17 protein-coding genes are annotated in these 17,186 nt (G+C 69.8%); 11 read left to right on the forward strand and 6 right to left on the reverse strand.

The window, feature by feature from the left end; translation table 11 throughout:
- Positions 1–53: 53 nt before the first annotated feature.
- On the reverse strand, positions 54–506 hold the full coding sequence (locus M3M27_RS13810; protein WP_140722197.1) for a CopD family protein: 453 nt from the start codon (positions 504–506) through the stop codon (positions 54–56).
- 73 nt (positions 507–579) lie between these two features.
- Here M3M27_RS13810 and M3M27_RS13815 point away from each other — a divergent pair, with 73 nt between their 5' ends.
- Positions 580–1,170, forward strand: coding sequence for a class I SAM-dependent DNA methyltransferase (locus M3M27_RS13815; protein WP_434025982.1), 591 nt, complete (start codon positions 580–582; stop codon positions 1,168–1,170).
- 100 nt (positions 1,171–1,270) lie between these two features.
- The gene (locus tag M3M27_RS13820; protein WP_218569633.1) at positions 1,271–2,590 is read left to right on the forward strand and encodes a polyhydroxyalkanoate depolymerase; all 1,320 of its coding nucleotides are present in this window, start codon (positions 1,271–1,273) and stop codon (positions 2,588–2,590) included.
- A 75-nt stretch (positions 2,591–2,665) separates the two neighbouring features.
- Here the strand turns inward: M3M27_RS13820 and M3M27_RS13825 are convergent, their stop codons facing one another.
- Positions 2,666–3,640, reverse strand: coding sequence for a sensor domain-containing protein (locus M3M27_RS13825; protein WP_434025984.1), 975 nt, complete (start codon positions 3,638–3,640; stop codon positions 2,666–2,668).
- A complete protein-coding gene (locus tag M3M27_RS13830) occupies positions 3,574–3,936 on the reverse strand; it encodes a PadR family transcriptional regulator (RefSeq protein ID WP_140722205.1) in 363 nt (120 codons plus the stop codon). The genes M3M27_RS13825 and M3M27_RS13830 overlap by 67 nt, the downstream gene beginning before the upstream one ends.
- Before the next feature lie 134 nt (positions 3,937–4,070).
- Between M3M27_RS13830 and M3M27_RS13835 the strand changes: the two genes are divergently transcribed.
- The 3 genes from M3M27_RS13835 (at position 4,071) to M3M27_RS13845 (ending at position 7,614) form a co-directional block, all read left to right on the forward strand.
- Positions 4,071–4,745 carry a DUF502 domain-containing protein gene (locus tag M3M27_RS13835; protein WP_140722207.1) on the forward strand — a complete coding sequence of 225 codons (675 nt, stop codon included), beginning with the start codon at positions 4,071–4,073 and terminating at the stop codon, positions 4,743–4,745.
- A gap of 4 nt (positions 4,746–4,749) precedes the next feature.
- Positions 4,750–5,523 (forward strand): queuosine precursor transporter, encoded by a 774-nt coding sequence (locus M3M27_RS13840; RefSeq protein ID WP_140722209.1) that lies wholly within the window; start codon positions 4,750–4,752, stop codon positions 5,521–5,523.
- 183 nt (positions 5,524–5,706) lie between these two features.
- Positions 5,707–7,614 carry a DUF885 domain-containing protein gene (locus M3M27_RS13845; protein WP_434025985.1) on the forward strand — a complete coding sequence of 636 codons (1,908 nt, stop codon included), beginning with the start codon at positions 5,707–5,709 and terminating at the stop codon, positions 7,612–7,614.
- Positions 7,615–7,743: 129 nt separating this feature from the next.
- Here the strand turns inward: M3M27_RS13845 and mmuM are convergent, their stop codons facing one another.
- Positions 7,744–8,715, reverse strand: coding sequence for a homocysteine S-methyltransferase (gene mmuM, locus M3M27_RS13850; RefSeq protein ID WP_140722213.1), 972 nt, complete (start codon positions 8,713–8,715; stop codon positions 7,744–7,746).
- Between the two features lie 194 nt (positions 8,716–8,909).
- Between mmuM and gloA2 the strand changes: the two genes are divergently transcribed.
- The 5 genes from gloA2 to rnfB all read left to right on the forward strand — a co-directional run bounded on the left by gloA2 (position 8,910) and on the right by rnfB (position 13,156).
- On the forward strand, positions 8,910–9,302 hold the full coding sequence (gene gloA2 / locus M3M27_RS13855) for an SMU1112c/YaeR family gloxylase I-like metalloprotein (RefSeq protein ID WP_140724164.1): 393 nt from the start codon (positions 8,910–8,912) through the stop codon (positions 9,300–9,302).
- 94 nt (positions 9,303–9,396) lie between these two features.
- Positions 9,397–9,846, forward strand: a complete 450-nt coding sequence (locus M3M27_RS13860) for a DUF2147 domain-containing protein (protein WP_140722215.1) — start codon at positions 9,397–9,399, stop codon at positions 9,844–9,846.
- A gap of 98 nt (positions 9,847–9,944) precedes the next feature.
- Positions 9,945–12,008 (forward strand): methionine--tRNA ligase, encoded by a 2,064-nt coding sequence (gene metG, locus M3M27_RS13865; RefSeq protein WP_434025986.1) that lies wholly within the window; start codon positions 9,945–9,947, stop codon positions 12,006–12,008.
- 94 nt (positions 12,009–12,102) lie between these two features.
- Entirely contained in the window at positions 12,103–12,696 is a 594-nt protein-coding gene (locus M3M27_RS13870) for an HAD family hydrolase (protein WP_434025987.1), read from the forward strand.
- 34 nt (positions 12,697–12,730) lie between these two features.
- Positions 12,731–13,156 (forward strand): Rnf electron transport complex subunit RnfB, encoded by a 426-nt coding sequence (rnfB, locus tag M3M27_RS13875; RefSeq protein WP_434025988.1) that lies wholly within the window; start codon positions 12,731–12,733, stop codon positions 13,154–13,156.
- A 168-nt stretch (positions 13,157–13,324) separates the two neighbouring features.
- Here the strand turns inward: rnfB and M3M27_RS13880 are convergent, their stop codons facing one another.
- Complete coding sequence (locus tag M3M27_RS13880; protein ID WP_140722224.1) at positions 13,325–13,669, reverse strand: RidA family protein; 345 nt, start codon at positions 13,667–13,669, stop codon at positions 13,325–13,327.
- A 1-nt stretch (position 13,670) separates the two neighbouring features.
- Positions 13,671–14,366, reverse strand: coding sequence for a DUF998 domain-containing protein (locus tag M3M27_RS13885; protein ID WP_434025990.1), 696 nt, complete (start codon positions 14,364–14,366; stop codon positions 13,671–13,673).
- 208 nt (positions 14,367–14,574) lie between these two features.
- Between M3M27_RS13885 and mprF the strand changes: the two genes are divergently transcribed.
- Positions 14,575–17,145, forward strand: a complete 2,571-nt coding sequence (gene mprF / locus M3M27_RS13890; RefSeq protein ID WP_434025992.1) for a bifunctional lysylphosphatidylglycerol flippase/synthetase MprF — start codon at positions 14,575–14,577, stop codon at positions 17,143–17,145.
- Positions 17,146–17,186 lie beyond the last annotated feature (41 nt).

Here is a 17,186-nt window from a genome sequence, read left to right on the forward strand (position 1 = left end):
GCGGCATGGCTGGCACGCCGCTTTTGCGGATCGCGAATGCCCCATCACGGCCGTCAAAACGGCTTGAACAGCACCAGCCAGATGATCGCCACCAGCGCCAGCAGGGGCAGTTCGTTGAACAGGCGCAGCGTGCGCGAGCCCGGCAGCGGCTTGCCCTGCTCGGCGCCCTTCAGCCAGCGCCCGGTGAAGACGTAATAGGCCAGGATCGCCACCACCAGCGCGAGCTTGGCGTGCAGCCAACCGGTGCCCGGGCCGACCATGGTCGGGAAATCCGGGATGAAGCGGTATCCCAGCCATAGCACCGCCCCCAGCGCCACCGCCAGGCCGAACATGTTGTGGCCGAAGCGGTACAGCCTGCGGCCCATCAGGACCAGCCGCGCGCGCACGTCGGCCTGCCCTTCCGTTTCGGCGATGTTGACCAGGATGCGCGGCAGGTAGAACACCGCCGCCATCCAGGCGATCACGAACAGCAGGTGGAAGGTCTTGATCCACAGGTACAGGGTCATGCGCTGGCTCCGCGGCTCGCGTGTAGGATGGCGCGCATTTTCACCGATCCGGCCAGGCGAAACACCGTACGCGATGGACAAGACCTACGACCGCGACTACTTCCGGCATTGGTACGGCAAGGCCGGCCTGCACGACCGGGCGCGCCTGCGACGCAAGGTCGCACTGGCCGTCGCGCAGGCCGAGCACTACCTGGAACGCCCGATCCGCAGCGTGCTCGACATCGGGTGCGGCGAAGGCGCGTGGCGCGCGCCGCTGCGGGAGTTGCGCCCGCGCGCCAGCTACCTCGGCTTCGACGGCAGCGAGTACGCGGTGCGCCGCTACGGCCGCAGCCGCAACGTGCACTTGGCGCGCTTCGGCGATTTCGCCTGGCTGCGCCCGTGTGCGCCGGTCGACCTGCTGGTCTGCTCGGACGTGCTGCATTACGTGCCCAGCCGCGAACTGGCGCAGGGCCTGCCGGGCCTGGCCGAGCTGTGCGGCGGCGTGGCGTTCCTGGAACTGTTCACGGCCGAGGACGAGTTCGAGGGCGACCATGCCGGTTTCCAGGCGCGGCCCGCGCGCTGGTATCGCTCCCGTTTCGCCAAGGCGGGGTTCACCGCGGTCGGCTCGCACTGCTGGCTGTCTCCGGCGCTCGACGGGCATGCGTCGGCGCTGGAAAAGGCTTGAACCCCTTCCCGCGCCTGCAAAGCAGGAAAACCCCATTAAGGTGCAAATGCGCCAATTCGGGTATGCTGCACGGCAGCAAACCGCCAGACGGATGGGTGACGTGCTTTACCAATTGCATGAGCTGACCCGTAATCTGCTTGCCCCGTGGGTCCACCAGGCCCAGGCCAACGCCAAGATGTTCTCCAGTCCGGACAGCCTGTGGGCCACCCTGCCCGGCGCGGACCGCCTGGCCGCCAGCAACGAGCTGCTGCATCGCCTCACCAAGGACTACGAGAAGCCGGCCTGGGCGCTGGACGACGTCGAGGTCGACGGCCATTCGCTGCCGATCATCGAGCGCGAGGTGCTGACCAAGCCGTTCTGCCGCCTGCTGCGCTTCAAGCGCTTCAGCGACGACCCGGCATTGATGGCGCGGATGAAGCAGCAGCCCGCCGTGCTGGTGGTGGCGCCGCTGTCGGGCCATCACGCCACGCTGCTGCGCGACACCGTGCGCACCCTGCTGCGCGACCACAAGGTCTACGTGACCGATTGGGTGGACGCGCGCATGGTGCCGGTCGAGGAAGGCGATTTCAGCCTCGAGGACTACATCGCCTACGTCCGGGAATTCATCCGCCACATCGGCGAGCACCAGCCGCGCCTGCACGTGATGAGCGTGTGCCAGCCGACGGTGCCGGTGCTGGCGGCGGTGTCGCTGATGGCCGCGCAGGGCGAACGCACGCCGGAGTCGCTGGTGATGATGGGCGGGCCGATCGATGCGCGCTGCAGCCCCACCGCGGTCAACAACCTCGCCACCCGCAATCCGATCGAGTGGTTCGAGAACAACGTCATCCACACCGTGCCCTACCCCTATCCCGGCCATGGCCGGCAGGTGTATCCCGGCTTCCTGCAGCATGCCGGTTTCCTGGCGATGAATCCCAGCCGGCACGTGATGTCGCACTGGGACTTCTACACCAACCTGGTCAAGGGCGACCTGGAGGACGCGCAGGCGCACCGGCGCTTCTACGACGAGTACAACGCCGTGCTCGACATGCCGGCGCGCTACTACCTCGACACGATCCGCGTGGTGTTCCAGGAATTCCTGCTGCCGCGCGGCAAGTGGAAGGTCGGCGGGCAGTTGGTCAAGCCGTCGGCGATCCGCAACACCGCGCTGCTGAGCATCGAGGGCGAACTGGACGACATCGCCGGGCTCGGCCAGACCGAAGCCGCGCATGCGCTGTGCACCGGCATCGACGAAGCCGACCGCAAGCACCTGGTGGTGGAAGGCGCCGGCCATTACGGCATCTTCAGCGGGCGCCGCTGGCGCGAGATCGTCTACCCGCAGGTGCGCGAGTTCATCGCCCGCTACGATGCGGTGCCGGTCAGCCAGCGCCGTGGCTCGGCGGGCGCGAAGGTCACCCCGCTGCGGCGCAGGCGCGGCGCCTGACGCCCCCCCCCCGCTGTACGGGAACGCTCGAACGCCGCGGTCGCCCGCGGCGTTCGCGTTTCGCGGCGGCCCGCGTCAATTGCCGCGCACGAGCAGGTGCTTGGCGAACAGGCCGTGCACGTGCCCGAGCAGGCGCACCAGGTGCAGCGTGGCGAACAGCATCAGCACGCCGGCCAGGGCCATGGGGATCGAGAGCCAGGGCGCGTCCGCGGCCAGGTTCCAGTCGTCGACGTAGATGCCCGTGTGGCCCGGCGCCAGCAACGCCAGGGGACTCAGCAACAGGGCCAGCGAGCACACCGTGAGGACCGTCGTCACCGTGAAGTAGACGACGCCCAGCGGCAGCATCAGCACGAAGTACAGCAAGGTGCTCCAGGTGCGCGCGTCGGTGAACATGTCGGCGATGCGCTGCAGCCACGGCTTGGGCGGGCCGGCATGCGGCGGGCGCCGCGGCATGCGCACGCCGAGCAAGGTCTCCACGACCCGCCCTTCCACCAGCGCGAGCAGGCGCGTGGACCCGAAGAACAGCACCAGCAGCGGCAGGCCGACGATGGTGACCGACAGGCCCAGCGACAGCGAGAAGCCGGTCACCACCCAGGTGAAATAGAAGATGCCGGTCGCCAGCGCCAGCACGAGATAGAAGAGCGCGCCGTAGGTGCGCGGGTCGGCGGCGATGCCGAAGAAGCGGCCGAGCGGCGAGCGCCGTTTCGGCGGTTGCGGCGGACGCAGCGCGCGCGTCACCGTGACTTCGGTCTCGCGGTAGATCTCCGCCACTTCCTCGGGCGCGCCGTAGCTGCCGGCGACCTCGGCGATGACCTCGGCCTCGCTCTTGCCGGACTGTTCGGCCAGTTCCGAGCGCAGGTATTCCTCGGCGTCGTAGAGGGCGTCCTGGACCATCGCCGGGTCGGCGCCGGCCAGCGCCCGGCGCAGTTGCGCCAGGTATTCGGGAATCGTGGTCGGCAGCGGCCGAGGCGTGCGTTCGGTGGTCATGCGTTGTCCCCCTCCAGTACGGAATCGACGGAATCCCGGGTGGCGCGCCAGGCCTCGGCCCATTGCCGCAGGCAGGCGCGCCCGTGTTCGGTGATGCGGTAGTAACGGCGCGGCGGGCCCGCCTGCGACGGTTCGACGTGGCTGTCCAGCAGGCCGGCGCCTTCCAGGTTGCGCAGCACCGGGTAGAGCGCGCTCTGCTTGCCGCTCAGCACCCCGTCGAGCCGCTCCAGCCGCTTGGCGATGAGATAGCCGTACAGCGGTTCCTCGGCGCGGTCGAGCACCGCCAGCAGGGCCAGCGACACGGTGCCGGCGCTGAGCTCCTTCTGGAACTTCCTGAGCTGGGCTTCGACATCCACCATGGCGGCCTCCACTAGGTTGGAGGCAACACTATCCTCAACTTCGGTATAGCGGATGTGCCGGTAGTCATCCCGGCCTTCGGCGCCGGCCGCCAGACACGCTGCACCGCGGCATTGCGCTCCACTACAATGGGCGGATGTCGCCCGATGCTGCCGCACACCCCCGCCCCTCCCTGCAGCGAGTCTTCCTGACGGGCCTTCTCACCCTGCTGCCGGTCTGGCTGACCTGGGTCGTGGTCAAGTTCGTGTTCGTGCTGCTGTCGGGCATCAGCAGCCCGTGGGTAGTGCCGCTCTCGGCCCGGATCGCCGCCTCGTTCCCGGGGTCGCTGGACTGGATCGAGGCGTTGTGGGTGCAGAACACCATCGCCCTGCTGGCGACGCTGCTGGCGATCCTGCTGGTGGGCTATCTCAGCCGCAAGGTGATCGGCCAGCGCCTGCTGCGCTGGTTCGAGGCGGTGATGCGGCGCATTCCCCTGGCCAGCATCGTCTACGACAGCGCGCGCAAGCTGCTGGACATCCTGCAGACCCAGCCGGGCAGCACCCAGCGCGTGGTCCTGATCGACTTCCCGCACCGGGACATGAAATCGGTCGGCCTGGTCACCCGGGTGATCCGCGAGCACGGCACCGGCCGCGAGCTGGCCGCCGTCTACGTGCCGACCACGCCCAACCCGACCTCCGGCTACCTGGAAATCGTGCCGGTGGAGTTGCTGACCCCGACCGACTGGAGCGTGGACCAGGCGATGAGCTTCATCATCTCCGGCGGCGCGGTCTCGCCCGAGACGGTGCCCTTCACCCGTACCGCGGACCGCTGAACGCATGCACCCGGCGCGCACGCTCGACGACCGCGCGGTAAGGCTGTTCATCGCGCTGTCGGCGTTCTTCTGCGTCAACGCCGCGCTGGCCGAGTTCATCGGCGTCAAGATCTTCGCGCTGGAGGACACCCTCGGCATCGCGCCGCTGAACTGGAACCTGTTCGGCCAGACCGGTTCGCTGAGCTTCACCGCGGGCACGCTGCTGTGGCCGATCGTGTTCATCATGACCGACACGATCAACGAGTTCTTCGGCAGCCGCGGCGTGCGCTTCATCTCGTGGATCGCGGTCGGCCTGATCGGCTATGGCTTCCTGTTCGCGTTCGCCGCGATCCATCTCGCGCCCGCCGGCTGGTGGGTGCAGGCCGCGCAGTCGCAGGGCGTGCCCGATTACCAGGCCGCGTTCGCCGCGGTGTTCGGCCAGGGCATGTGGACGATCGCCGGGTCGCTGGTGGCGTTCCTGGTCGGCCAGTTGATCGACGTGGCGGTGTTCCACCGCATCCGCCGCGCCACCGGCGAGAAGCATGTCTGGCTGCGCGCGACCGGCTCGACCGCGGTGTCGCAGTTGGTGGACAGCTTCGTGGTGATCTACATCGCCTTCGTGATCGGGCCGCAGCATTGGCCGCTGTCGCTGTTCCTGGCGGTCAGCACGGTCAACTACGTCTACAAGATGCTGTTCGCGGTGCTGCTGATCCCGCTGCTGTACGTGATGCGCCGCGGCATCACCGCCTATCTCGGCGCGGCGCGCGCCCAACGGCTGCGCGAGGAAGCCGCGGCATAGCGGGCCTTCGCCGGGCGGAGGCAACGCTTGGCGCGGCGGGAACCCCTGCCGTCGTCGGCATACCGGCAGGCCGCCCCCGCCTCTCACGAGCATGAATCCTTGCCGCGCCGCGCGTGCCGGATCGCTGGCCGTACGCTTCCGGATCGGGCAAGCTCCCCGGCTCGCTTGTTGCCGGAGCCCGCGATGCCGTTGCCGCTTTCCCGCCTGCTTTCGCTCGCCATCGCGGCGGCATTGAGCCTGTCGCTGGCACCGCCGGCCGAGGCGGCCAAGAAGAAGAACGCCAAGTCCCAGACCAGCCAGCAGGCGCGCGCGAAGGCCGCCAAGTCGACCCGGGCCGCCCGGCCCAAGCCGGCCCCCGCCCCGGCCAAGGTCGACAAGGCCACGCGGCTGAACGCGCTCTACGACCAGTACTGGGACGCCTCGCTGAAGCTCAATCCGCTGCAGGCCACGCTGCAGGGCGATGGCCGCTACAACGACCAGCTTCCCAACTTCCTGTCCGCCGCCTTCCGCCAGCAATCCCACGATTTCGTCACCGAATGGCTGGCCAAGGTGGAGGCGATCGGCCCGGACGGCCTGTCCGGCCAGGACCTGCTGAGCTACGAGATCTTCGTGCGCGACGCCAACAACGCCCTGGCGGCCGAACAGTTCCCGAGCTGGATGCTGCCGATCAACCAGTACTACAACGTCGCCAACGTAATGGCGATGCTCGGCTCAGGCACCGGAGCGCAGCCGTTCAACACGGTGCAGGACTACGACGACTGGTCGCGCCGCTCGCTGGGCATCCCGGACCTCTTCGACCAGGCCATCGCCAACATGCGCGAAGGCATCAAGGCGGGCGTGGTGCAGCCGAAGGTGCTGATGCAGAAAGTGCTGCCGCAGCTGGACGCGCTGATCAAGCCGACCGCCGAACAGAGCATCTTCTGGGCTCCGGTGCGCAACATGCCCGAGTCGTTCCCGGCCGAGGACAAGGCGCGCATCGCCGCCGAGTACAAGCGCATGATCGAGTACCGGATCATGCCGGCCTATCGCGCGCTGCGCGGCTTCATCGCCACCGAGTACCTGCCGGCCTGCCGCGACACCGACGGCCGCGGCGCACTGCCCAACGGCGCCGCCTGGTACGCCTACGACGTGCGCCAGAGCACCACCTCGGCCGACATGGCGCCCGAGCAGATCCACCGGATCGGCCTGGACGAGGTCGCGCGCATCCAGGCGCAGTTGCAGGACGTGATGAAGCAGACCCGCGCGCGCGGATCGCTGCAGAAGTTCTTCAAGTCGATGCAGGAAGACAAGCGCTTCGCCTTCAGGAGCGAGGCGGAACTGCTGGACTACTACCGCACGCTGCAATCGCGGGTGCAGGCCAGCGCGCCCAGGCTGTTCTCGCTGGTGCCCAAGGCGGGTTTCGAGATCAAGCCGGTGGAGCCGTACCGCGCGCAGACCGCCTCGGCGGTGTCCTACCTGCCGCCCAGCGCCGATGGTTCGCGTCCCGGCACGCTCTACGTCAACACCTCCGACCTGCCCAAGCGCAGGACCTGGGAGGCGCAGGACCAGTTCCTGCACGAGGGCGTGCCCGGCCATCACTTCCAGCTCGGCCTGCAGCAGGAACTCGGCCATTTGCCGCGCTTCCGCCGGTTCGGCGGCGAGACCGCGTTCGTCGAAGGCTGGGGGCTGTACAGCGAATCGCTCGGCAAGGAACTGGGCCTGTACGAGGACCCGTACAGCTACTTCGGCTACCTGCGCAACGAACTGTGGCGCGCGGTGCGGCTGGTGGTGGACACCGGCCTCAACGGCAAGGCCTGGAGCCGGCAGCAGGCGATCGACTACATCCTCGACAACGCTCCCGCCACCCGCGAGGAAGCCGAGGCGGAGGTGGAGCGCGCCATGGCGATCCCCGGCCAGGCCCTGGCCTACAAGATCGGCGAGCTGAAGATGCAGGCGCTGCGCGATCAGGCCAGCCGCGAGCTCGGCCCGGCGTTCGACGTCCGCGAATTCCATGCGGAGGTACTGAAGGACGGCTCGGTGCCGCTGGACGTCCTGCAGGAAAAGATCGGCCGCTGGATCGCCTCCAAGAAGGGCGGCAAGCCGTCGTCGTAGGCGTGGCCGGGGCGGCGACGGCCCCGGCCTCTCGCTGGCCGGCATCGCGGGATCGATCTTCAGTACCGCGCAGGCGGGGAATGGCGGCAGGCGGCACTGCGAGGCATGCCGGGAGCACCGGCAGGCCGCCTAGGCGTCGTCCTTGGCTGGATGCAATCGCATCGCCAACGCCGCGATGTCGCGCGGCGTGGTGCGGCAGCATCCGCCGATCAGGCGCGCGCCCGCAGCGCGCCAGGACGAGGCGCACCCGGCCAGCGTACCGGTAGCCCCGGGGTCGGCGTGCCAGGTCTTGTCCGCCGCGTCGTAGCGCTCGCCCGAATTGGGATAGGCCACCAGCGGCAATCGCGTGAGCGATGCCAGGTGCGCGAGCGCGTCCTCCACCCGTTCCAGCGCGATGCAGTTGATGCCGAGCGCCACCACCTGCGGGTTGGCCTGCACGCGCGCGACCACGTCCGCCAGCGGCGTGCCGTCGCTCAGGTGCGTCGCGTCGCGCAGGGTGAAGGTGAACCACGCGCGCATCGCCGGGAATTCCTCCAGCAACCCCAGCAGCGCGTCGATCTCCGGCGCGGACGGCTGGGTCTCGCAGGCCAGCAGGTCCACGCCGGCGTCCGCGAGCGCGGCCATGCGCGGCCGATGGAACGCCAGCATCCGCTCGCGCGGCAACGCATAGTCGCCGCGATACTCCGAACCATCGGCCAGGCAGGCGCCGTACGGGCCGATCGAGCCGGCCACCAGCAGCGGCCCCGCATCCGGATGGACTTGCAGGTGATCGGCGCGCGCCTGCTGCGCCAGCTCGGCGCTGCGCCGGATCAATCGCCGGGACTGCGCCAGGTCGAGCCCGCGCGTGGCGAACCCTTGCGGGGTCGCCTGGTAGCTGGCGGTGATCGCGCACTGCGCCCCCGCTTCGAAGTAGTCGCGGTGCACCCGATAGATCAGCTCCGGTCGCTCCAGCAGGACCCGTGCCGACCACAGCGGATCGTCGAGGTCGCAGCCGCGCGCCTGCAGCTCGGTCGCCAGCGCGCCATCGAGCACGATGCAGCCATCGCCGGCCAGCAGCCGCGCGAGCGGATCCGTTGCAGCGTCGGGAAGGTCCGGTGCCATCGTCGCGTTCCGGCCGCCTGGGCCATCGCGACATGGTAGCCGGGCATGCACGTCGCCGCGCCCGGCACGAGCAGGCCGGCCCTGCCCAAGGGCACCGGCGGACGCAAGGGAGGCCTGCGCTATGCTGGCCTGCCGCACCGCATCAACGTCCCCCCATGTCCGCGTCCACGTCCCATCCGCCCAGCGAATCCGGCCTGCGCCTGGCCGGCATCCACCATGTCGCGATCATCGCTTCGGACTACGAACGCTCCCGGCACTTCTATCGCGACATCCTGGGCCTGCGCGTGCTGGCCGAGCACTACCGGCAATCGCGCGACTCGTGGAAGCTGGACCTCGCGCTGCCCGACGGCGGGCAGATCGAACTGTTCTCCTTCCCCTCGCCGCCGCCGCGCCCCAGCCGCCCGGAAGCGCGCGGCCTGCGCCACCTGGCGTTCCGCGTCGGCGACCTCGACGCCGCCGTCGCCCACCTGGCCTCGCACGGCGTCGCCTGCGAGCCGGTCCGCGTGGACGAGTACACCGGCCGCCGTTTCACCTTCTTCGCCGATCCGGACGAGTTGCCGCTGGAGCTGTACGAACAGGAGCGCTGACCCTCGCCGCATGGTTTCCGTACCCGAGCGAATGGGTATACAGTCGGCTCCATCCCGGCCCCGCGCCGGTCACGACATCCCTGGGAGGGGAACCATGCGCAACACATGCAAAGCCCTGCTGCTCGCCCTGCCGCTGGCGGCGGCCTCGATGCTGGCCCAGGCCGCCGAAACCCCGGTCGGCCGCTGGACGACCATCGACGACAGCACCGGCAAGCCCAAGTCGATCGTCGAGATCGAGCAGGCGGCCAACGGCACACTGACCGGCAAGGTGGTCGAGATCCTGCAGTCGGACAAGGGCCCCAACCCGGTCTGCGACAAGTGCGACGGCGAACGCAAGGGCAAGCCGATCAAGGGCATGACCATCCTGTGGGGCCTGAAGCCGGACGGCGCGCAGGTCTGGGACGGCGGCTCGATCCTCGATCCGGCCAAGGGCAAGACCTACAAGGCCAAGATCACCCTGACCGACGGCGGCAAGAAACTGCAGATGCGCGGCTACATCGGCATCGAAGCGCTGGGCCGCACCCAGACCTGGATCCGCGACTGACCGCGCGCGGCCCGCATCTCCAGGACAGCGACCCGGCCCAGGCCGGGTCGCCTGTTTTGGGCGTGCGATAATCCCCTGTCCCCCGCAACACCATCATCATGACCCGCACCGCTCTCGTCACCACCGCCCTGCCCTATGCCAACGGCCCGCTGCACCTGGGTCACCTGGTCGGCTACATCCAGGCCGACATCTGGGTCCGCGCGCGCCGCCTGAACGGCGACAGGACCTGGTTCGTCTGCGCCGACGACACCCATGGCACGCCGATCATGCTGGCGGCGGAAAAGGCGGGCGTGACGCCGGAGGCCTTCATCGCCGGGATCAAGGCCAGCCACGAGCGCGACTTCGCCGCCTTCGGCGTGGCCTTCGACCACTACGACTCGACCAACTCGCCGGTCAACCGCGAGCTGACCGAGCAGTTCTACCTGAAGCTCGAACAGGCCGGGCACGTCGCGCGCCGCTCGGTGGCGCAGTTCTACGACCCGGCCAAGGGCATGTTCCTGCCGGACCGCTACATCAAGGGCATCTGCCCCAACTGCGGCAGCCCGGACCAGTACGGCGACAACTGCGAGGTCTGCGGCGCCACCTACGCGCCGACCGACCTGAAGGAGCCCAAGTCGGCGATCTCCGGCGCCACGCCGGAAATCCGCGACTCGGAGCATTTCTTCTTCGAGGTCGGGCATTTCGAGGGCTTCCTGCGCGACTGGCTGGCCGGCGACGTGGCGCTGCCGGGCGTGAAGGCCAAGCTCAAGGAATGGCTGGACGCCGAGGGCGGCCTGCGCGCCTGGGACATCTCGCGCGATGCGCCGTACTTCGGCTTCGAGATCCCCGGCCAGCCAGGCAAGTATTTCTATGTCTGGCTGGACGCGCCGATCGGCTACCTGTGCAGCTTCAAGACGCTGTGCGCCTCGATCGGCGAGGACTTCGAGTCGCACCTGCGCGCCGGCACCGCGACCGAGCTGCACCACTTCATCGGCAAGGACATCGTCAACTTCCACGGCCTGTTCTGGCCGGCGGTGCTGCACGGCACCGGCCACCGCGCACCGACCCGGCTGCACGTCAACGGCTACCTGACCGTGGACGGCGCCAAGATGTCCAAGTCGCGCGGCACCTTCGTGATGGCGCGCACCTACCTGGACGTGGGCCTGGAACCCGAGGCGCTGCGCTACTACTTCGCCGCCAAGTCCTCCGGAGGCGTGGACGACCTGGACCTCAACCTGGGCGACTTCGTCGCGCGCGTGAACGCCGACCTGGTCGGCAAGTTCGTCAACCTCGCCAGCCGCTGCGCCGGCTTCATCGGCAAGCGCTTCGACGGCCGGCTGGCCGCCGCGCTGCCGGACCCGGCCCAGTACGACCGCTTCGCCGCCGCGCTGGCGCCGATCCGCGAGGCCTACGAGCGCAGCGACCCGGCCGCCGCGATCCGCCAGACCATGGCGCTGGCCGACGAGGCCAACAAGTACATCGACGAGGCCAAGCCCTGGGTGATCGCCAAGCAGGACGGCGCCGACGCCGAGCTGCAGGCGGTATGCACCCAGGGCCTGAACCTGTTCCGCATCCTGGCCGCCGCGCTCAAGCCGATCCTGCCGCGCACCACCGCCGAGGCCGAGGCCTTCCTGTCCGCGCCGGTGACGTCGTGGCAGGACCTGGACCGGCCGCTGGCCGGCGGCCACGCGATCCAGCCCTACGCCGCCCTGTTCACCCGTATCGACCCGAAACTGATCGACGCCATGACCGAAGCCTCCAAGGACACCCTCGCCGCCGCCCCGGCCGCCGCGCCCGCCAAGAACGCCGAGCCGAAGGCCGCGCCCGCCGCCAAGCAGGAAGAGGCCGGCCAGTACATCGGCATCGACGACTTCGCCAAGCTCGACCTGCGCATCGGCAAGGTGCTGGCCTGCGAGTTCGTCGAGGGTTCGGACAAGTTGCTGCGCTTCGAACTGGACGCCGGCGAGCTGGGCAAGCGCCAGATCTTCTCCGGCATCCGCGCCAGCTACGGCGAGCCGGACCGGCTGGTCGGCCGCAACGTGGTGTTCATCGCCAACCTGGCCCCGCGCAAGATGCGCTTCGGCGTGAGCGAAGGCATGATCCTGTCGGCCGGCTTCGACGGCGGCGCGCTGGCGCTGCTGGATGCCGACAGCGGCGCGCAGCCGGGCATGCCGGTGCGGTGAGGGCGGGACCCGGCGAAAGCATCCGCGCTTGCCCGCTCCCGCGCAGGCGGCCCGCTTCTCCGGCCCCGAGTCTCCCAACCAGAGCCCCGGCTCCATGCAACTGGCCCTGTTCGACTTCGACCACACGGTCACCACCTGCGATACCTACGCGCGTTTCCTGCGTCGCGTGGCCACACCCGACCGGTTGGCGCAGGCGAAGTGGAAGGTCGGCCCCTGGCTGCTGGGCTATCGCGCCGGGCTCGTTTCGGCCAAGGCGATCCGCGCGCGCGTGACCCGGCTGGCCTTCGCCGGCCGCGATGCCGCGCAGATCGCCGCGCATGGCGAACCGTTCGCGCGCGAGGTGCTGCCGCCGCTGCTGCGGCCGGAGATGATGCGGCGGATCGCCTGGCACCAGGCGCAGGGGCATGCGGTGGCGCTGGTTTCCGGCTCGCTCGACCTGTACCTGGCGCCCTGGTGCGAACGCCACGGCCTGCACCTGCTCTGCAATCGCCTGGAGCAGGACGCCGCCGGCCGCCTGACCGGGCGCTACGATGGCACGGACATCGGCCCGGGCAAGGCCGGGTTGGTCCGTTCCCGTTTCGACCTGGCGGGATTCGAACGCATCCACGCCTATGGCGACAGCCGCGAGGACAAGCCGATGCTCGCGCTCGCCCACGAACGCTGGTATCGCGGGCGACGGATCGCCTGACGCATCATTCCTGCCGCAGCCTCGCGCCACGCCCATGTCCCCCATCGCCGACCTCGCCGAACGCCTGGACCGCCTGTTGCCGCAAACCCAATGCGGCCAGTGCGGCTTCGACGGTTGCCGCCCGTATGCCGAGGCGATGGCGCGCGGCGAGGCCGGCGTGGACCGTTGCCCGCCCGGAGGCGATGCTGGGGCGCGTGCGCTCGCGCGCGTGCTGGGCGTCGAAGCCCGGCCCTACGACCGCGGCCGCGGCGAGCACAAGCCGCCGCAGGTGGCATGGATCGTCGAGGCGGACTGCATCGGGTGCACCAAGTGCATCCAGGCCTGCCTGGTGGATGCGATCGTCGGCGGCGCGAAATACATGCATACCGTGCTGGCGCCGCTCTGCACCGGCTGCGAGTTGTGCGTGCCGGCCTGTCCCGTGGACTGCATCGTGATGCAGCCGCCCCCGCCGCATCCGTAAAGGCGGGCCGGCCCGCCGTCGTTCCGCGATTCGATCGGCACGATCGCAGGTCGCCGCATCGAATGGCCTCGTGCCCGTCCAGGCGGGCACGACGGGGGCGAAGATGGCCGGGGCCCGATGCCGATCGGCGTCCGCGGGCGGAGCTTGCTCCGCCCGCGGCGGCATGGCTCAGATGGTCGCGGTGACGACGATCTCGATCTTCCACTCCGGGTTGGCCAGCTTGGCCTGCACCGTCGCGCGCGCCGGCGTGAACCCCGGGGCCACCCAACTGTCCCACACTTCGTTCATCGCGGCGAAATCGGCCATGTCGGCGAGGAAGATCTCCGCGCGCAGGATCTTGGTCTTGTCGCTGGCCGCCAGCGCCAGCAGCCGGTCGATCTCGGCCAGCACCTGGCGGGTCTGGCCCTGGATGTCGGCCGTGGCGTCCTCGGCCACCTGGCCGGCCAGGAAACACAGGCCGTGGGCCACGGTCATCTCCGACATGCGCGTGCCGGTCTCGTATCGCTGCAGCATTTCAGTGTTCCTCGGGTTGGACATCGGCATTGTCACGCGAAGTCGCCTGCGGCGCAGCCCCCGCGCGATTCCGCCATCCCAGCCATGCGCCGACCATCACCAGCCATCCCACGATCAGCACGATCGCCAGCTTCTGGCTCAATCCGCGCGGCGCGCTGCGCACGCCGGCGTTCCAGGCCAGCACGGCAAACGCCAGCACGCCCACGGCGAAGGCCGGCCCGAACCGGTCCCGCCACCGGGGGTCGTGGCGAAACCACCACGACTGCAACAGCACCGCGGCGATCACGCACAGGAATGCGGTCTGCGCCGACAGCAGGTGGACCAGCGGCGCGACGTCCGGCGCCAGGTCCGGCAACCAGCTGTCGCCGATCGCCACGCCGCCCAGTCCCAGCGCGGCGCACCAGAACAGGCCCAGCACGGTGCGGCTGCGTGCGCCCGCTTGCAGCGCCCGCTGCAGCGCCAGGGCCACCACGGCCATCGCCGCCGCCATCAGGCAATAGGCGGTGCGCAGCCCCAGTCCATAAGGGCCATGCAGGTAAAGGCTCAGTTGCGCGTCCACCCAGGCCAGGTCGTCGCGCATGAACTGCAAGGCCACCACCCATGCCAGGAAGGCCGACCCGACGATCGCCGCCAGCCGGCCCGCCGCCGCGATCCATGCAGCCTGCCCTTCCCCGTCCCTCGTCCCCGTTTCCATCATGCCGCCATCGTCCTCCCGGACACCACGCCCGCTCACAATGCTTTGCCCTATGATGCGCGCCGGCAACATCGGAGGCACCCACCATGATGTCCGATGACGCGTCCCGTCCTCCGATCACCGACGGCACGATGAACCACGGCCCTGGCGTTCTGCACGACCGGCAATGCCGGCCTTCTCCCTCTCCCGGTCCTTCCAGGCCCTTGTCGCCATGACGGAAACCCCTGCCTCCCCGGCATCCCCCCCAAGCGGTTGGCGGCGCGCCCTGCCGGTCCTGGTCAGCCTGGCGATCCTGGCGATGGCGCTGCGGGCGCTGTCGGCCGAGTTCACCGAGCATGGCTATCGCCAGATCCGGGAAGCCTTCCGCGCCTTCGGCGCGGGGCAGATCGCGCTGACGCTGCTGCTCGGATTGAGCAGTTATGCCTGCCTGGTCGGGTTCGACAGCATCGGGCTGAAGCGCACCGGCAAGCGCTTGCATCCGGCGCGCGTCGGCATCACCGCGTTCCTGGCGCACGCGGTCGGGCAGACTCTGGGCTTCGCCGCGCTCACCGGCGGCGCCGTGCGGTTGCGCGGCTACGGCAGCGTGGGCCTGAGCCTGGCCGAGATCGGCCAGGTGGTGTTGATGAGCACCCTGGGCTTCGTGTTCGGCGCGTGGGTGCTGCTCGGCCTGGCCCTGTGCCTGGAACCGGAAGCGGCCGCGCGCGCCCTGCCGATCCTGCCCGGCGCGGTGCGCATCGCCGGCATCGCGATCCTGCTGGGCTACGGCGCGATGCTGGTCCTGGTCGGCCGGCACGGACGCGAGTTCGGCTTCGGCACGCACCGCTTCTGGGTGCCCGACCGGCGCACGGTGCTCGTGGTCAGCGCCTTGAGCGTGTTCGAGCTGGGGCTGGCGAGCGCCGCGTTCTACGTGCTGTTGCCGCCGGATCCCGGCACGGGCTATTTCGGCTTCATCGGGCTGTGGCTGGTCGCGGTGGTCGCCGGCCTGGTCTCGACGGTACCGGCGGGCCTGGGCGTGTTCGAGTGGAGCCTGCTCAAGCTGCTGCCGCAGGTCGCGCCGGCGGCGCTGCTGGCGGCGGCGCTGGCCTACCGCATCACCTACTACATCGTGCCGATGCTGATCTCGATCGCGATGGCCGCCGCGACCGGCCTGCGCAAGCCTGCGCTGGTCGGTGCCAGCGGCGCGCGCGCGGCATGGAAGACCTTGCGGCCGTGGCTGCCGCAGATCATCGCGCTGGCGGTGTTCGCGGTCGGCGCGGTGCTGGTGATCGACGGCACCCTGCCCACGCCCAAGTCGCGGCAGCAGGTGGCGCCGTTGCCGTTGATCGAGACCTCGCACCTGCTGGTCAGCCTCGGTGGCGTGGTGCTGCTGCTGATCGGCCAGGGCCTGCAGCGGCGCAGCCATTCGGCATGGGCGCTGGCGCTGGCGATCTGCGTGGCGCTGGTACCGCTGGCGCCGATGCGCGGCAGCCACTACTCGGTGGCCCTGTTCTCGCTGCTGACCGCGCTGGCGCTGTGGGTGGCTCGCCGCGAGTTCTACCGCGAAGGCGCGCTGCTCGACGAGGCCTGGTCGTGGCGCTGGCTCGGCAACCTGGGCCTGGTGCTGGTGGCGACGTTCTGGCTGCTGTTCTTCGTCTACAGCCACGTCGAGTACAGCAACGACCTGTGGTGGCAGTTCGCCACCTCGGCGAACGCGCCGCGCGCCCTGCGGGCGCTGCTGATCGTCTGCGTGTGCCTGATCGTGTTCGGCCTGGCGCGGCTGCTGCGCAGCGCGCGCCGTCCGCTGCCGCCGGCCGACCCGCAGACGCTGGAGCAGCTCAGGCCGTTGATCGCCGCCAGCGCAGACACCCAGGCCTGCCTGGCGCTGACCGGCGACAAGGCGCTGCTGCGCGACGACGCCAGGACCGGCTTCGTGATGATGCAGCGCTACGGCGGCTCGTTGATCTCGATGGGCGATCCGGTCGGCCCGCCGGAGGTCGCGCGCGCGTTGATCTGGCGCTTCCGCGAGGAAGCCGACCGGCTCGGCCTGCGCCCGGTGTTCTACCAGGTCGGCGAGCAGCACTGGCAGACCTATCTCGACCTGGGCCTGACCCTGGTCAAGCTCGGCGAGGAAGCGATCGTGCCGCTGCATGACTTCACCCTCGAAGGCCGCGAGCGCGCCGAACTGCGCCAGGCCTACAACAAGGGCAAGCGCATGGGCCTGAACTTCCGCATGGTCCCGGCCGAGGAAGTCGCCGCGCTGCTGCCGCGCCTGCGCGAGATCTCCGACCAGTGGCTGGAGGAAAAGGCCGGCGAGGAAAAAGGGTTCTCGCTCGGCAGCTTCGACCCGGACTACCTGTGCCGCTTCCCGATGGGCGTGGTCGAGGTGGAAGCCGAAGGGCGGATCGTCGCCTTCGCCAACATCTGGGAGGCGCAGGCCAGCGGCGAGCTGTCGGTGGACCTGATGCGCCACGCCAACGATGCCCCCAAGGGCACGATGGACTACCTGTTCGTCGCGCTGTTCCTGTGGGGTGCCGGCAACGGCTTCACCCGCTTCTCGCTCGGCATGGCGCCGTTGTCGGGGCTGGCGCAGCACCGCCTGGCCGGGCGCTGGAACCGCTTCGCCAACCTGGTCGCCCGCCACGGCGAGCGCTTCTACGGCTTCAGCGGACTGCGCCGCTTCAAGGCGAAGTTCGCGCCTGTCTGGCGCCCGCGCTATCTGGCCGCGCCCGGCGGCATGCACCTGCCGGCCGCGCTGTTGGACGTGACCCGGCTGATCTCGCTGGACCCGCGCCAGCACGACTGACCCGGCGGGAGCGGTCGCGGCCGCTCCCGCGGCACCGCGCC

The organism is Xanthomonas boreopolis, from assembly GCF_046529185.1.
Classification (GTDB): Bacteria; Pseudomonadota; Gammaproteobacteria; order Xanthomonadales; family Xanthomonadaceae; genus Pseudomonas_S; species Pseudomonas_S boreopolis.

Coding starts and splice junctions, on each gene's coding strand:
- M3M27_RS13810 (WP_140722197.1), bottom strand. CDS start 506: ATGACCCTGTACCTGTGGATCAAGACCTTCCACCTGCTGTTCGTGATC.
- M3M27_RS13845 (WP_434025985.1), top strand. CDS start 5,707: ATGCCGTTGCCGCTTTCCCGCCTGCTTTCGCTCGCCATCGCGGCGGCA.
- metG (WP_434025986.1), top strand. CDS start 9,945: ATGACCCGCACCGCTCTCGTCACCACCGCCCTGCCCTATGCCAACGGC.
- M3M27_RS13840 (WP_140722209.1), top strand. CDS start 4,750: ATGCACCCGGCGCGCACGCTCGACGACCGCGCGGTAAGGCTGTTCATC.
- M3M27_RS13835 (WP_140722207.1), top strand. CDS start 4,071: ATGTCGCCCGATGCTGCCGCACACCCCCGCCCCTCCCTGCAGCGAGTC.
- M3M27_RS13815 (WP_434025982.1), top strand. CDS start 580: ATGGACAAGACCTACGACCGCGACTACTTCCGGCATTGGTACGGCAAG.
- mmuM (WP_140722213.1), bottom strand. CDS start 8,715: ATGGCACCGGACCTTCCCGACGCTGCAACGGATCCGCTCGCGCGGCTG.
- M3M27_RS13880 (WP_140722224.1), bottom strand. CDS start 13,669: ATGCTGCAGCGATACGAGACCGGCACGCGCATGTCGGAGATGACCGTG.
- M3M27_RS13830 (WP_140722205.1), bottom strand. CDS start 3,936: ATGGTGGATGTCGAAGCCCAGCTCAGGAAGTTCCAGAAGGAGCTCAGC.
- M3M27_RS13870 (WP_434025987.1), top strand. CDS start 12,103: ATGCAACTGGCCCTGTTCGACTTCGACCACACGGTCACCACCTGCGAT.
- rnfB (WP_434025988.1), top strand. CDS start 12,731: ATGTCCCCCATCGCCGACCTCGCCGAACGCCTGGACCGCCTGTTGCCG.
- mprF (WP_434025992.1), top strand. CDS start 14,575: ATGACGGAAACCCCTGCCTCCCCGGCATCCCCCCCAAGCGGTTGGCGG.
- M3M27_RS13885 (WP_434025990.1), bottom strand. CDS start 14,366: ATGATGGAAACGGGGACGAGGGACGGGGAAGGGCAGGCTGCATGGATC.
- M3M27_RS13825 (WP_434025984.1), bottom strand. CDS start 3,640: ATGGGCCGAGGCCTGGCGCGCCACCCGGGATTCCGTCGATTCCGTACT.
- M3M27_RS13860 (WP_140722215.1), top strand. CDS start 9,397: ATGCGCAACACATGCAAAGCCCTGCTGCTCGCCCTGCCGCTGGCGGCG.